Source organism: uncultured Polaribacter sp., from assembly GCF_947497125.1.
Classification (GTDB): Bacteria; Bacteroidota; Bacteroidia; order Flavobacteriales; family Flavobacteriaceae; genus Polaribacter.
The window spans coordinates 134,271-150,165 of record NZ_CANMFI010000001.1 but is presented as its reverse complement, the minus strand read 5'-3'; the positions used below and the strand labels follow the sequence as shown (position 1 = coordinate 150,165).

Below are 15,895 nucleotides of genomic sequence, written 5' to 3'. Positions count from 1 at the left end.
TTTCAGTATCTTTTTATTTTCCTTGCCTGTTTTATAAGATGCTGAAACTTATTCAGCATACTTTAGATTTAAAAAAAATCTAAAGCACCATTTTTTCTATTTGGCAAACTAAAATTCCTTCTGCTCCTTGTTTCTTTAAATCTTCTATAATATCCCAGAAATCATTTTTAGTAATTACAGTGTGTACAGAGCTCCAACCGGCTTCTGCCAAAGGCAAAACTGTAGGACTACGCATACCTGGTAATAATTTTAAAATATTTTCTAATTTATCATTTGGTGCATTTAACAACACATATTTAGAGGCTCTTCCTTTTAAAACCGACTGAATTCTAAACTGAATTTTATTTAAAATCGCTTTTCTTTCGTCAGTAATTTCAGGAGAAACAGCCAACACAGCTTCAGATTTTAGCAGGACTTCAATCTCTTTTAAACCATTTTTAAACAAGGTAGAACCACTAGAAACAATATCACAAATTCCGTCTGCCAAACCAATATTTGGTGCAATTTCTACAGAACCGTTAATAATGTGCAGTTGCGCATCAATATTGTATTCTTTTAAATATTTTTTTACCGTTTCTGGATACGAAGTTGCTATGCGTTTGCCGTTTAAATCTTTTAACGAGTTTGCATTAGAATCTTTAGGCACCGCAATAGAAACCTTGCATTTAGAGAATCCTAAACGCTCTACAAATTCTAAATCGTTCCCTTTTTCTATCAATACATTTTCGCCAATAATGGCTGCATCTACTACGCCATCTCTTAAATATTGCGGAATGTCTCCGTTTCGTAAATAAAAAACTTCAACCGGAAAATCTGTTGCCGATGCTTTTAATTGATCTTTACCATTGTCGATAGAGATTCCGATGTCTTTTAAAAGACGCATAGAATCTTCATTTAATCTACCTGACTTTTGTACTGCAATTCTTAAATTACTCATATTCTTTTTTTTTAGATTCTAACCTTTGTTAGAATGTTTTTACTTGTTTGATCAAACGAGTAAAAATAAAAACCCGTTTGATTTAATCAAACGGGTTTATAAATATCTTGATTTTATTCAATACACATTTAAATCGCTTGATTGCAATTGAAAAAATGATGATGATGTGATTGAATAAATTTCATGTTCTTTTTATTATGATGCAAATATCTAAAATATATTTTAGGTATGCATAAAAAACCCACAAAATAATTTTAAAATATAAAAATTTATCATTTTATTAATTTTTGTTTAATTATTTCATAACATCTAAAAAACAACTGCTTAAATAAGTTTTATAAGTATTAAATGCTAAATATTTTTACTATACTTGTATAGTAAAAGCACATTAGTTCATCTATCGCTTTTAAAACTTCCCCCATATATTATTGAAAATCATCTATGCAATTGGTATAGAATAGAACTGTTGTCTTTGTTTTTGGACTTGATAACGTTATAAATTATATATATATATATATATATATATATATATATATATATATATAAACTAGTTATCATTCATTAAAAAAAAACAGAAATGGAAGAAGAATACAAGAGAGATAAAAATAATTCGCCAATAAGGAAAATGGTTGCGATTCTGAAAAAAAGACAATCTAGAATCGGTATAATTCTAGTTTATCTTGGAGCAATTCTATTTGTCTTTGATAATGTTTATAATTTAGAATTATATAACTCTGAACAAATTCTTAAAACTATTTTACGGTTTAGTCCAATAATTCTAATGGTTCTTGGAATAGGATATTTAATGTTTGGTTATTTAGAAGGTAATAAAGTTTCTAAACCTAATGAACCAAATATTATTAACAATCATGATAATACAAAACTCAATTTCGAACTTAAACGATTTCTTGAAGAAACAAGACACAATCAAGATAGAAGTCGCTATGAAACAAGAGAAATTTTAAAACGATTTGAAGAACAATTTGAAAAACAGAATGAATTACAACTAAATAAAAATCAAAAGGACGAATTATTTAATTCATTAAAAGAATCATTTACTATAAACGTGAATGATGATTTTTTTGAAAAGTTAAATGAAAACATATCAATTGAACTAACTAAAGAAAAAAGAAGCAGATTAGATTTACTTTTAAACGATTTTGAATCTATAAAGCGTAGATTAAGTGGAGAAATAGAAAAATTAAGTAGAAAAGCCAATGTCAATTTGGTTATTGGTTCACTTACAACAATTGTAGCTTTAATTACTTTGAGTTTTTTAGTGTTTCAAAGTGGAGTAACTCTAACAACTTATACTGAAATTCTATATCATTATATACCACGAATTTCTTTAATTATATTTATAGAAGTCTTCGCTTATTTCTTTTTAAAATTATACAAGTTGAATCTTAACGATATGAAATACTTCCAGAATGAATTAACAACGGTTGAACTAAAACTTGCATCAATTACTACAGCTATTAATTTTGGGAAAGACATTGATATTAGTGCAATTACGTTAGAGCTTTCAAAAACTGAAAGGAACTTTATTCTAAAAAAAGGAGAAACAACTGTTGAATTAGAAAAAGCAAGAATAAATAAAACAGACCTTAAAGATTTGGTCAACTCAATAACTAACTCTGTCAAAGTCGGAAAAAACTAATGCCAACACCGCATATAATTTATTGCTTGGTTCTAGCTTACTTGCGAAAATTCTCGCGGATTTTCTATTCGGTTTTTATTTGCTAAATCATGTGCTAAACCACGCAACAAACGATATACAAACACGTTCTATACCATTAGAATATACACAGAAAATGATTGAAAAAATAGAAGAATTAAAATCTCGGGCTGAAAGCCTAAATTATAAGGACGAAAAAGAACTCGATGACATAATCAGAAAAACAAAAATGTATGTTGAGAAGCTTTTTCCCATGAAACCAACATATGAGTCTGATATAGTAGCAATAAAATTTAAACCATCTTTTTATGTGACTGGAATGGGAGACCAACCTTACCGTGATTCTTGGACAAATGGAAAGCAAAAGCTTATAAATTTTCTTGACACAAGAATTGAAGAAAAGAATCTTGAATTAACTTCTAAACCAAAGACAAAATCTGAACCAAGAATTATAGAGAAAATTGTGACAGTTCAGGATAATTCTCGAATTGATGAATTAACGCAAGAGAACAGTGAACTTCGAAAGAGCAAAAGTCTTTGGAATAAAATAAATTGGGGAATATTTATTCCAAGTATTTTAACGGCATTAGGTGGTGCTTTTTTCCTTGGTAATATAATTGGAAACGCAAAGTTTGATACTGAGAAACTTGAGATATTTGAAAATAACAGGTTGCTTGAAAAGAAAAATGACAGTTTAACTAAAGAGCTTGATTCTGCGAATAATAAAATTCAAAACTTAACCAAACTAATTCCTGAGAACTTGACAAATCAAAGTTTATTTCCATTAAAAATTGACATTTCATTTTTATCACCAACATCGATTTTTGAGGGAGAAATTTTAATAACTGTAAAAGACGAAATAGGAGAAAAGGCTTTAATTGAATTTAAAGGAATTAAAGGTGTATCAAAAACTGCTAGCGGTACATTTGACAGTCAAATTATTGAGGTATTTAAAGGAGATAGGTTTTACTTTAAATCTGAAAAAGATAATCTTTACTCTGTAAATGTTTTATCAAGTAGTCTTCATGTTAAATTAGAAATAATAGAAAAAAAATAACTGTGCCCAACAACGTATAAAATTAATTACTTGTTATAACCTACTTACGAAAGTCCTCGGGGACTTTCTATTCGGTTTTATTCGCTGAATTTAGTATCTAATCATATACAATCACTTTGTAAAAAATTCACAAAAAAAAAATAAAATAAACTAAAAGATAAATGGCAAAATTTTTAAACACGAGAAAAGCAGTATCTGAAATAGAAGACTTAATACGAAATGCTGAAACCAGACTGATTTTAATTTCACCATATCTAAAATTATCAAAAGATTTTAAAGAATTACTTACATACAGAAACAGCAAGGATAAAATAACAACAGTAATTTTCGGAAAACAAGAACTGAATCCGAATGAAATGAAATTTCTTCAAGGATTGAGATTTGTAATTTTAAAATATAATCAAGATTTACACGCAAAATGTTATCTGAATGATGATAAAATGATTATTACTTCCCTAAATCTTTATGAATTCTCAATTAACAACAATAAAGAAATGGGTGTTTTAGTAGACTTGAATGTCGAATCTGACAAAGAATTATTTGAAGACGCATATAAAGAAATAGATTTTATTGACGAAACAAGCGAAAGGTTTGAATTCACGTCCATTTCTGAAGTAGTTAAAACGGAAAAGAAAGAAACACAACAAAAGATTATAAATTCTTCAAGTTCGAAACTTCTAACAACAAAAGAATTAGCTCAAACTACAGGATTAAGTAGTCGAAAAGTTAATAGTTGGTTGACGGATAATAAACTTATGTATAAGAAAGAAGATGATTGGCTTACCACAAAACGCGGAAAAGAAATTGGAGGAATTGAAAAAAGTGGTCAATATGGACAATTTATAATTTGGCCAGAAGAGATTGGAAAACAAATAGCGGAATAAAAAATACACACAAAAATATATTCAAAACCTAGCTATTAAAACTTTTAAGGTGTGTGTATATTTTTACAAAGTCTGCAAAATTTAAAAATTTGGCTTATCGGTAAAATAAATTAATAAAAACTATGAAAGAAACACAAACACAGGGTTACAAATCAGCATCAAAAGGAAAAAGATTACTTGTAAGTTTGATTGGATAAATTATTTTTTACTTTAAAAAATATCTAACAGAAACAATCTAAAAATATACTCGCTAATGGCTTTTTTAAACAAACCAACTATTAATAAAAATGTAAAGTACTTTTTAATAGAGGTTCTAATTGTTGTTTTAGGTATTCTATTTGCCTTACAATTAAACAATTGGAATGAGGGTGTGCACTTAAAAACCGAAGAAGAAAAAGCACTTAAACTATTGGTGAATGAGTTGAAAATGGATAGATACATAATGAGTTATTCAAAACAAAAATTGAAAAACTCAAGTAAGTATTTAACCAAAATATCTGAAGGTAAAATAGATGATATTTCACTAGATTCTATACTTATAAATTTAGAAAACGAATATGTTCATCAAAAAATGAATTCGGCCTATTTGAATTTAAAATATGAAGGCAAGCTAAACATTATAGATAATGATGAACTCAAAAATGAATTGATTTCATTTTATGAGGCCTATTATAGCGGTCATGAGGCACTAACCATATCGCATACTGCATTTTCTTATAACATTCTTAGACCTTACATTTTAAAAGAATTGCCTATACATCTTAATAAAATGATTGATGAAAGTATTGTTAGAGAAAAATTAAAAGATCCAATTTTAATGAATTTAATCAATTTTCAAATAACAAAATATAACCTTATTAGTGGTCATATAGATCTTGAAAGGGTAGATACTTTAATTAAAATTATTCAGGAAGAATTAAATAACTAACCTAGGTATAATTAGATATTCTAATGTACCACTATAAACAATAAAAACTATGAAAGAAACACAAACACACGGTTACAAATTAGCATCAAAAGGAAAAAGATTACTTGCAGCTTTAACTGAAGAAATTATTTTTGGAATTTTAATGTTGCTAATTTATCTAATATTAGGAAAAACAACTTCTGAATTTTGGGATGCATTAAATAGTGACTTACAATTAATAGATTTAGCCTACTCTTTAGCAACAGGCATACTTATTGGAAGCATATTTTACCCATTATTCACAGGTAATTTAGGCCATAAAATATTTAAATTGAAAGTGATTTCAGAAGAAAACGGAGACGATTATAAAAAACCAGAAAAAGGCGCTATTAGAGAAAGTTTAAAACATATATTAAGTTATTTAATAATTCCGATTATTTGGATATTATGGGATGATAAAAACCAGAACTTATATGATAAAATTACCAAGACTTTAGTTGTAGAAGAAAAACAGGAGTAATAAAAAATTATAATTATTTAACAAAAATCAAAAAAAAAAAAAAAAAAAAAATGAATACAATAAGAAAAACAGGAATTGCAATATTATGTATTAGCTTAAGCTTGACAGCTTGTAAAAATGAAACCAAAAAACAAACTAATAATGAACAAACTAAAGAAATACAGAGTGAACGTATTGTAGGTTTAGTAGAAAATGTTTTAACAAAAGAAGAACAAGATGCGTTAACACCAGATACGGTAATACAGTTATTTAAAGACGGTAATAAACGATTTATGAATAATGAACTAACTGCAAGAGACCACTCTGAGCAAGTACGTAAAAGTACAAATGCACAGTTTCCTAAAGCTATTGTACTTTCTTGTGTAGATAGTAGAGTGCCTGTAGAAGATGTTTTTGATAGAGGAATAGGCGATATTTTTGTAGCTAGAGTGGCAGGTAATTTTGTAAATGAAGATATATTGGGTAGTATGGAGTTTGCTTGTAAAGTTTCGGGCTCTAAACTTGTTTTAGTTATGGGACACGAACATTGTGGCGCTGTTAAAGCTGCTGTAGATAATGTAAAACTAGGAAACATAACACCAATGTTGTCAAAAATTCGTCCTGCAGTAGAAAACATAAAGTATGAGGGTGACAGAACATCAAAAAACCTAGAATTTGTACATATGGCTTGTGAGAGTAACGTGAAAAATACAATTCTAGAAATAAGAAAAAACATTAGTATTCTTAAAGAAATGGAAGATAATGGGGAGATTAAAATTATAGGTGCAGTTTACGATATGGATAACGGAAGTGTAGATTTCTTAAAATAAGCCATCTATAAAATTGTTAAAATGAAAAAACTAAGTTATATAGGGTTCTTAGGAATTATTGGGTTTCTACCCTACTTTATAGATTGCCCATATTATATAAAATATTTTAAATTATTTTTCTTCTTTTTTTGGATTGAAGGTATCTTCAACTTCTCTCGTAAAAAACAAATAGAGAAAAAGGAAACAACAAAATAGCATTTCGTTTTTAACTAAAAATAAAATTATAAACTATAACCAAAAATCAAAAAAAATGAAACAACACACAAGTTCAATCGTATTCGGAATCGCGATAGTAGTATCATCTATATTTCTAGGGAAAGCATTTACAGACAGAAATAAAACCGATGGAGAAATTAGAGTAACTGGTTTAGGTAAAGCAGATTTTTCTTCTGATTTAATAGTCTGGGAAGGAAAATTTAATGCTAAAAATGTTGATTTAAAAAAGGCATACCTCACTTTAGAAGTAAAGAAAAATACCATAAAAAAATACTTATCTAACAAAGGTATTAAAACCGAACAATTGGTTTTTAGCGCTGTTAAAACCAATAAACTAAGTAAATCTTTATATTCTGATAGTGGCAAATACATGGGCTCTGAATTTGTTGGCTATGAACTTAGCCAATCTATTCAGATAGAATCTAGAGATGTTGATAGGGTTGAAAAAGTATCAAGAGAAGTAACAGAATTATTAAATCAGGGTGTAGAATTTTATTCAGAATCACCTAGATATTACTACACAAAACTTGCCGATCTAAAAATTGAAATGATTTCTAAAGCCACAGAAGATGCAAAAGTAAGAGCAGAAAATATTTCTAAATTCTCTGGCGGAAAACTTGGACAATTAAAATCTGCTAAAATGGGAATTTTTCAAATTACGGGACAAAACTCTAAAGAAGATTATTCTTGGGGAGGCACTTTTAACACGAGCTCTAGAGAAAAAACAGCATCGATAACAATGAAATTAATTTATAAAGCAAATTAAAATAGTTGGTTCTAAGACACAAAAAAAGCTCAAGTTAAAAACTTGAGCTTTTTTATTTATTATAAATGTCTGTTCTGGCGCAGTCAAGAACTATTAAAGACCTTTAGACTGCACTGAAGGTGACAATTTGTTATGCTTTAAAAGTAATTTTACGCATACGTAAGCTTTCTGGAGTAACTTCTAAGTACTCATCAGCTTTAATATACTCCATATTTTCCTCTAAAGAGAAATCTACTTTCGGAGCAATTTTCATTGCATCATCTGTTCCAGATTTACGCATGTTTGTCAATTGCTTACCTTTAATTAAGTTTACAGCCATATCGTCTGATTTACTGTTTTCTCCGATAACCTGACCAACATAAATTTCTTGGTTAATGTCTATAAAGAAAACACCTCTATCTTGCAAACGGTTTAAAGCATATGCAGTAGCTTTACCAGCTGCAGAAGAAACGATTGCTCCTTTTACCTCTTCTGTAAAGTCTCCTTTATAAGGACCATATTCACTAAAACGGTGATTGATAATTGCAGTACCACCTGTTGCAGTTAATATCTTGTTTCTTAAACCAATTAAACCTCTAGAAGGAATTGAAAACTCTAAATGTTGTAAGTCTCCTTTTGGTTCCATAACCAACATATCTCCTTTTCTAAGAGATACTAAGTTAATTGCTTTAGAAGCCATATCTTCTGGCACATCGATAGACAATGTTTCCATTGGCTCGTGTTTTTTACCGTCTATTTCTTTAATAATTACTTGTGGTCTTCCCACTTGTAACTCATACCCTTCTCTACGCATTGTTTCTATCAATACAGATAAGTGTAAAACTCCACGACCGAAAACATTAAATTTATCTTCGCTATCTGTAGTTTCTACTTTTAAGGCTAAGTTTTTTTCTAATTCTTTAAATAAACGATCTCTTAAGTGACGAGAGGTTACAAATTTACCTTCTTTACCAAAGAAAGGAGAGTTGTTAATTGTAAACAACATACTCATTGTTGGCTGATCTATCTCTGTTCTTGGCAATGCTTCTGGGTTTTCTAAATCTGCAATTGTATCGCCAATTTCAAAACCATCTACACCAGTAATAGCACAAATATCTCCACAAGGTACTTTATCTACTTGCACCTTACCCATTCCTTCAAAAACGTGTAATTCTTTAATTCTTACTTTATTGGTAGTACCGTCTGCTTTGCACAACATGTAATCTTTACCAACTTCTAAATCTCCTCTAAAAACACGTCCGATTGCTATTCTTCCTGTAAATTTAGAAAAATCTAAAGAAGTAATTTGCATTTGTGGTGTTCCTTCGTTGTATTTTGTTGCAGGAATCGATTCTAGTACCGCATCTAATAATGGTACAATGTCTTCTGTTTGGTTTTTCCAATCTGTAGACATCCAATTGTTCTTTGCAGAACCATAGATGGTTGTAAAATCTAACTGCTCTTCTGTTGCCTCTAAAGCAAACATTAAATCGAATACTTTTTCGTGAACGATGTCTGGTGTACAGTTTTCTTTGTCTACTTTGTTAACAACAACAATAGGTGTTAATCCCAATTCTAGTGCCTTACCTAATACAAAACGAGTTTGTGGCATTGGCCCTTCAAATGCATCTACTAATAATAAAACACCATCTGCCATTTTTAATACACGCTCTACTTCTCCTCCAAAATCGGCGTGACCAGGTGTATCAATTACATTAATTTTTGTGTTCTTATAATTTACAGAAACGTTTTTAGAAAGAATTGTAATTCCTCTTTCGCGTTCTAAATCGTTATTATCTAATAACAAATCTGTACGTTCTTTACGTTCGTCTAAGATTTTAGCTTGATCTATAATCTTATCTACTAATGTAGTCTTACCATGATCTACGTGGGCAATAATTGCAATGTTTCTTATTTCTTGCATTTGTAATTTCTTAAATTTCGTGCAAAAATAGTTGTTTCTTAGCAATTTAAACCTATTCTAACTATTTATTTTTTGTTAGCTTTTGTTTACTGACAACTTTTACATCTTTTACTATTTAAAATTGGCAATAAATTGTTGCATTAACGATTGAAACGGTATCCTTTTTTTTGTTTTAAAAAAAAGATTTAGTGTAAAGCGTGACTTAAACCCTAAATGCTTTTAGGGTAAGTAATGCCCAAAAAAAATAGTATTTTAAGTATCGTCTCTAAAAGCAGAAGGCAGTATATCTGGAATTAGTTTTATTAAAAGGGGCAGCAACAAAGCGCCGCCTGGCAATAAAAAAACGGCTAACGCTGGGATGGATTTGCAAATATCTATTAATTGAATTTTAATTTTTTCTTTTTCTTCGGAAGATAACTTCGTGCGAGTAGATTTTTTTATTAACTGCATGGCTTCTTTGCTTTGAGATAACTCTTGCAAAAGCCTTAATTTATTTTTCTGTAAAATTTCTTTAAACTCTTCTACTGTTTTCATTACAGTTTTCTTCGTTTACGTTCTATTTTTAACAAATTTAGTTCTCTACTTGTTTGTCCGGCTACCGAAGTATTTTCTTCTGCACGTCTTATTAAATAAGGCATTACATCTCTAACTGGGCCAAATGGCAAGTATTTGGCAACATTGTATCCTTTGTTTGCTAAATTGTAACTAATATGATCGCTCATGCCAAATAACTGACCAAACCACAAACGCTTATCATTGTTATTAATGGCGTGTTTTTCTGCTAAAGACATTAACAAATAAGAACTTTCTTCGTTGTGTGTGCCTGCAAATAAGGCCATTTTAGAATGCTCCATCATATAATTTATAGCGGCATCGTAATTAATATCTGTTGCTTGTTTGTCTTTACAGATCGGAGACGGATAACCTTTTTCTTCGGCTCTTTCTCTTTCTTTTTCCATATAAGCACCACGAACCACTTTCATACCGATATGAAAATTATGATCGATGGCTTTTTGATGCAAATTTTTTAAATATTCTAATCGATCATGACGATACATTTGCAAGGTGTTAAAAACAATGGCTTTGTCTTTATTATAAAGCTGCATCAGTTCTTCAATTAACGCATCGGCTGCTTTTTGCATCCAGCTTTCTTCGGCATCAATTAAAACCGGCACGTCTTTTTCTTGTGCTAATTTACAAACAGTATGAAACCTTGCTACTACTCTTTGCCACTCTTCTTCTTCTACAGGAGTTAAGGTTTTACCTTCTGATAATTTTTGATATAGGGCAAAACGCCCAAAACCAGTAGGTTTGAAAACTGCAAAGGGAATCGATTTTTTTTCTTCGCAAAAATTAATAATTCTTATAATTTTAGACAACGCATCATCGAAACTTATTTCTTGATCTTTACCCTCTACCGAATAATCTAACACACTATGCACATTACCATTTTGATGCATATTATCTATAATAGGCATACAATCTTCTTCTGTTACACCACCACAAAAATGATCGAAAACAGTAGATCTAATCAAACCCTCTATAGGCAAGTGCACTTTTAATGCAAAATTAGTTACCGCACTACCAATACGAACCATTGGTTGGTTTTGTATCATTTTAAATAAAAAGTAAGCGCGCTCTAATTGTGAATCTGATTTTAAAGCGAAAGCTACTTCTGTGTTTTCAAAAAGTTTCATGTATTAAATTTTATATAACAAATATAGACATAGAATAGTAATATTTAATTAATTTATTTTTAATTTGCATACTTAATAAATTACAAATGAAAACTATTAAAGCAGCTACTTATCCTATCCATTTTAATGAAGAAGCGTATACAAATTTATCTAAATTAATTGACGATAATAAGTACTCTACCCTTTTTATTTTAGTTGATGAAAATACTTTTGAGCATTGCTACCCAAAGTTTATAAGCAACTTATCTACAACTAAAAGAATTGAAGTTATTGAGATAAGCTCTGGTGAAATTCATAAAAACTTAGAAACATGTATGGGCGTTTGGAACGCTATTACTGAGTTAGGTGGCGATAGAAAAAGTTTACTAATTACTTTAGGTGGTGGCGTAATTACAGATTTAGGTGGCTTTGTTGCTTCTTGCTTTAAAAGAGGGATTGATTTTGTAAACATACCAACTACACTACTCTCTATGGTTGATGCATCTGTAGGCGGAAAAACAGGAGTAGATTTAGGCGTATTAAAAAATCAGATTGGGTTATTTGCAAATCCAGAAATGGTACTTGTAGATACCAATTATCTAGCAACGGTTACACAAAGAGAAATAAACTCTGGTACTGCAGAAATTATTAAATATGGTATTACCTATGATACCAATCTTTTTAACCAGATTAAGAAAGACAAAGGTCTTGGTATAACAGATTTAATTTACCGATCTATAGAAATTAAAAACGAAGTAGTTTTACAAGATCCTAAGGAACAAAACTTACGTAAAATTTTAAATTTCGGACATACTTTAGGGCATGCAATAGAATCTTTTTATCTAGAGTCTAATGACAAAGAAAACCTTACTCATGGCGAGGCTATTGCCATTGGTATGGTTTGCGAAAGCTATATTTCTTCTAAATTATTAGGTTTTAACATGCTAAATGTAAACGAAATAAAAGAGGTGATTTTATCTATTTATGACAAAACAAGGCTTTTAAAAGAAGATTTTTCTGACATTATAGAACTGCTTAAGCATGACAAGAAAAACATAAACGGACAAGTGAACTTTGTTTTGTTAGAAGCTTTTGAGAAATGCAAACTAGATTGTAAAGTAACTGAAGAACTACTTATAGAAAGTATGGATTTTTACAATGCGTAAACAGTATTTCAATGGTTAAAAAAAGTTGTTTTTTTCTCTTATTGTTCTTTTGTTTGAATCATAGCAATGCCCAAAAATTAAATACTGATGAAGAAAAAGTAGTTTTAAACTTTATACAACTCATTAACAATCATAACATAGATTCCCTAAAAAATCAAGTACAATATCCGTTACATAGAAAGAAACCTTTCAACTCTATTTTAGATACCGTAGATTTTGTAAATGAGTATGAAGTACTTTTTGATGAAGGTTTTAGAAATCTAATTACAAACTCTTACAATCTTGGCAAATGGTCTGTTGTTGGTCTCAAAGGAATTATGCTAGAGAACGGATTGCTTTGGTTGGATTTTAATGGCAAATTAATTGCTGTTAATTACAATTCTAAAGAAAGTATTGCAAAGAAAAAACGACTCTTAGCTTTAGACAAAGAGAACATCCATGAAAGTTTAAGAGAAAACCAAGCATTTGAAGCTTTTATACATACCAATCGGTTTTTTATAAGAATAGATTTGTTTGAGAATAACTCTTATCGATTAGCATACTGGCCTGTAAATACAGTTAGCACTTCAAAGCCAAAAAAAATAATTTTAAAGGGTATTAAAACTACAAATTATTTAGAGGGTTCAGTTAGCTATACTTTTACAGCAGGTAACTTCTCTTATGTTTGTCGCTTTTTAAATGATTCTTTAGAAAATGAGCTAGTGCAATTTAATATGTATAAAAATGGCATGTTATTTCTTAAAGACAATGGTTTTAGAGCTAAAAAAAGCTACTTCTCTCTTTAAAAATAAGCCAATTTAAAATTCTCTTTTTCCGAATTCACTTTTTATGAATTTTGATTTATTTTTACTTTTATTAAACGTGTAAGACAAATTCAAAGAAATCATATCTACCTCATACCTATAATTAGTTGTTGTATAAAACTGATTTGCTCTGGCTGTAGTAATACGTTGTTCGTTTGTTTTTAACAAACCGGCATCCATATTTTGCCATTGTAATGTAGCTAGTAGTTTGTTATCGAAAAAGCTTTTTACAAAAGTTAAGTTTGGAGAATAAAAACGAGAGTCTTGCCCCATAGCTGTAGTTCTATCTGACAGGTAATTGAAGGTAAATTGTAAAGAGGCATTTTCCCAGAAACGATACGTTGTATTTAAATTAATACTATACATTGTAGCATTTGTTTGGATGGCATAAGCTCTTTCTATGCCGTCTCTGTGCTTAAAGTTTAAAACGCCTTCTATATTTGTGTTGTAAATATTAGCGCCTATAAAGTTTGTCCAGTTTTTAGAAGGTTTTAAAGTTGCCCCAAGCTCTATACCTACCGTATTGCTTTTGCCAACATTAGAGTATACTCTGTTTAAAACGCTATCTATTACCATTCCGTTTTCTTCGTATGCTAAAGTATTTACACGATTTATTACATTGTCTACATGTCTATAATAAAGAGTTGCATACGCTGTATTTCCTTTTTTAAAGTTTTTAGTGATCCCTAGTTCTACCAAATCTATAAATTCAGGAAGCAAAGTGTTATCTCCTTGTTCAAAAACTTCAGAGTGTTCTCTTTCAGCAAAACTATTCATCTTAAAAGTAGTTGTTCTTTCTACTCTTTTACTGTAGGCTGTTTTTAAACTTGTTTGCGCATCAATTTTATATTGAAGTGATGCCGTTGGAAACAATTTTAAAAAATTATACGAATACGTATTGTTTGTTGCAGCACTCTTTAATGCTTCTACATAAACTCTATCCATTGCTTCTAAACGAACACCTGCATTGTAAGACAACTTATTTTTAGCACCAGAAACTTGAGTGTATCCCGAATGAATTTTACGTGTTAAATTAATTTCACTTGAAAACTCTGGAACCAACACACCATCTCTTTCATAAATAAATGTACCAGAATGTTCTAAATTTCTGTATTGATATCCCATTTCTACGAGACCAATTTTTAAAGGTTTTAACTGGTAATCTAGATTGAATCGACTCCCGTATAAAGGGTTGTTATTGGTATTAAATTCTCTTTGATAAACAATAGTATTGTCTGGATAACCTAAATTATCATTTTCTGTAGGACCGCCTAAAAATGTGTATTCATATAAGAATGAGGCACTAATTTTAGAATTGTCAACAAATTTGTGAGCATAATCTATACTTCCTAGAGCAAAATCTCCTTTTCTCGTTCTTAAATTATGATTGAAATAGGTGAAATTATACAGTCTGTTATTGCTATTTATAGGTGATACCGCGTAATTAGAATACACAATATCTGCCAGTCTATCTTTAGTTTGTTTTCCTGCAAAGAAGCCCACTGAAAAAACATCAGACTCATTGGGTGTATAATCTACATTAAAACGTCCATTATAGCTAATTTCATCAAAACTACGTTCGCCATCAGAGGGTAAAAACGTTGTTTTATTTTCAGGAGTATTTACTATAAATAATTCTCCTTCTCTTCTACCCGTTCTGTCATTTCTTTGGTAACTTGTACCAAAAGAAAAATTAAAATCTTTGGTTCTTTTATTTACAGTTGCATCTATTCCGTACCTTTTTGCAGCTACTTGTGTATTGTAGTTTTCAATAGATGGAAAACCTCCTCGTATATTTACTTGAGCAAATGTGCCATTTGTAGCACCTTTTTTAGTTATAATATTTAAAATACCACCTTTTCCTTCAGGGTCATATTTTGCTGAAGGTGCTGTAATTAACTCTACCGTTTCTAATGCATTGGCAGGCAATTGATTTAAAATAGTTGTTGGATCTCCTTGCGTAGGTTTGCCATTTATCAATACTGTAAAACCAGTACTACCTCTCACCGTAATTTCTCCTAATCCATTTGTGGTTACTGAGGGTAAGTTTTTTATAACGTCTATAGCATTTCCGCCAACGGTATTCAAGAATTTTTTTGTACTAAAAACTTGTCTGTCTATTTTATGAGACAACACTTGTTTTTCTGATGTTACTATAACTTCATTCAATTCATTTCTAGAACCTAAAACAAGTTTTATAACTCCTAAAGAAATTGATTCTCCAGTCTTTAAAACGGTTATATTCTCTTGTATATTTAGCTGGTATCCTAAAAAAGAAATTTCTGCATAATACGCACCTGGTTTTATATTCTCTATAGCAAAAACACCTTTTTTATTAGTTACAACTCCGCTTACTATTATTTTTGAACTAGCATTAAACAAGGCAATAGAAGCATATTCTAAAGGATAGTTGTCTTCTGCATCTACGACCTTACCTGTGATCTGTGCACAAACAATTTGTGAGATAAAAAGCATACTAAATATAACATATAATTTATGTATCAGTGTTTTCATTACAACAGTAAAAATTAATTTAATTAATAGTGAATTTTAAACTAAAAAAAGCCTTTTTA

At 29.9% G+C, this 15,895-nt stretch carries 14 protein-coding genes; 9 read left to right on the top strand and 5 right to left on the bottom strand.

Features of this window, described 5'->3' with window-relative positions; translation table 11 throughout:
• Positions 1–79: 79 nt before the first annotated feature.
• Positions 80–937 carry an ATP phosphoribosyltransferase gene (gene hisG, locus Q0678_RS00710; RefSeq protein WP_299052505.1) on the bottom strand — a complete coding sequence of 286 codons (858 nt, stop codon included), beginning with the start codon at positions 935–937 and terminating at the stop codon, positions 80–82.
• Between the two features lie 577 nt (positions 938–1,514).
• Here hisG and Q0678_RS00705 point away from each other — a divergent pair.
• The 7 genes from Q0678_RS00705 (at position 1,515) to Q0678_RS00675 (ending at position 7,774) form a co-directional block, all read left to right on the top strand.
• Positions 1,515–2,597, top strand: a complete 1,083-nt coding sequence (locus Q0678_RS00705) for a hypothetical protein (protein WP_299052502.1) — start codon at positions 1,515–1,517, stop codon at positions 2,595–2,597.
• Positions 2,598–2,751: 154 nt separating this feature from the next.
• Positions 2,752–3,672 (top strand): hypothetical protein, encoded by a 921-nt coding sequence (locus Q0678_RS00700; RefSeq protein WP_299052499.1) that lies wholly within the window; start codon positions 2,752–2,754, stop codon positions 3,670–3,672.
• 161 nt (positions 3,673–3,833) lie between these two features.
• Positions 3,834–4,556 (top strand): phospholipase D family protein, encoded by a 723-nt coding sequence (locus Q0678_RS00695; RefSeq protein ID WP_299052496.1) that lies wholly within the window; start codon positions 3,834–3,836, stop codon positions 4,554–4,556.
• A 253-nt stretch (positions 4,557–4,809) separates the two neighbouring features.
• Positions 4,810–5,484 carry a hypothetical protein gene (locus Q0678_RS00690; protein WP_299052494.1) on the top strand — a complete coding sequence of 225 codons (675 nt, stop codon included), beginning with the start codon at positions 4,810–4,812 and terminating at the stop codon, positions 5,482–5,484.
• Between the two features lie 49 nt (positions 5,485–5,533).
• Positions 5,534–5,983 (top strand): RDD family protein, encoded by a 450-nt coding sequence (locus Q0678_RS00685; RefSeq protein WP_299052491.1) that lies wholly within the window; start codon positions 5,534–5,536, stop codon positions 5,981–5,983.
• A 50-nt stretch (positions 5,984–6,033) separates the two neighbouring features.
• Positions 6,034–6,792 carry a carbonic anhydrase family protein gene (locus Q0678_RS00680; protein ID WP_299052489.1) on the top strand — a complete coding sequence of 253 codons (759 nt, stop codon included), beginning with the start codon at positions 6,034–6,036 and terminating at the stop codon, positions 6,790–6,792.
• Positions 6,793–7,042: 250 nt separating this feature from the next.
• The gene (locus Q0678_RS00675; RefSeq protein ID WP_299052487.1) at positions 7,043–7,774 is read left to right on the top strand and encodes an SIMPL domain-containing protein; all 732 of its coding nucleotides are present in this window, start codon (positions 7,043–7,045) and stop codon (positions 7,772–7,774) included.
• A 130-nt stretch (positions 7,775–7,904) separates the two neighbouring features.
• Here the strand turns inward: Q0678_RS00675 and typA are convergent, their stop codons facing one another.
• From typA to Q0678_RS00660, 3 genes are all read right to left on the bottom strand, one after another.
• The gene (typA, locus tag Q0678_RS00670) at positions 7,905–9,677 is read right to left on the bottom strand and encodes a translational GTPase TypA (protein ID WP_299052484.1); all 1,773 of its coding nucleotides are present in this window, start codon (positions 9,675–9,677) and stop codon (positions 7,905–7,907) included.
• Between the two features lie 252 nt (positions 9,678–9,929).
• On the bottom strand, positions 9,930–10,211 hold the full coding sequence (locus Q0678_RS00665; protein ID WP_299052481.1) for an LETM1 domain-containing protein: 282 nt from the start codon (positions 10,209–10,211) through the stop codon (positions 9,930–9,932).
• Positions 10,211–11,374, bottom strand: coding sequence for a proline dehydrogenase family protein (locus Q0678_RS00660; protein ID WP_299052478.1), 1,164 nt, complete (start codon positions 11,372–11,374; stop codon positions 10,211–10,213). Before Q0678_RS00660 ends, Q0678_RS00665 begins: the two co-directional genes overlap by 1 nt.
• 86 nt (positions 11,375–11,460) lie before the next feature.
• Between Q0678_RS00660 and aroB the strand changes: the two genes are divergently transcribed.
• Both aroB and Q0678_RS00650 read left to right on the top strand, forming a co-directional pair.
• On the top strand, positions 11,461–12,519 hold the full coding sequence (gene aroB / locus Q0678_RS00655) for a 3-dehydroquinate synthase (protein ID WP_299052475.1): 1,059 nt from the start codon (positions 11,461–11,463) through the stop codon (positions 12,517–12,519).
• 53 nt (positions 12,520–12,572) lie between these two features.
• Positions 12,573–13,304, top strand: a complete 732-nt coding sequence (locus Q0678_RS00650) for a hypothetical protein (protein ID WP_299052472.1) — start codon at positions 12,573–12,575, stop codon at positions 13,302–13,304.
• Positions 13,305–13,316: 12 nt separating this feature from the next.
• On the opposite strand, the gene Q0678_RS00645 is transcribed toward Q0678_RS00650, so the two are convergent.
• Positions 13,317–15,797 (bottom strand): outer membrane beta-barrel protein, encoded by a 2,481-nt coding sequence (locus Q0678_RS00645; protein ID WP_299052469.1) that lies wholly within the window; start codon positions 15,795–15,797, stop codon positions 13,317–13,319.
• Between the last annotated feature and the right edge of the window lie 98 nt (positions 15,798–15,895).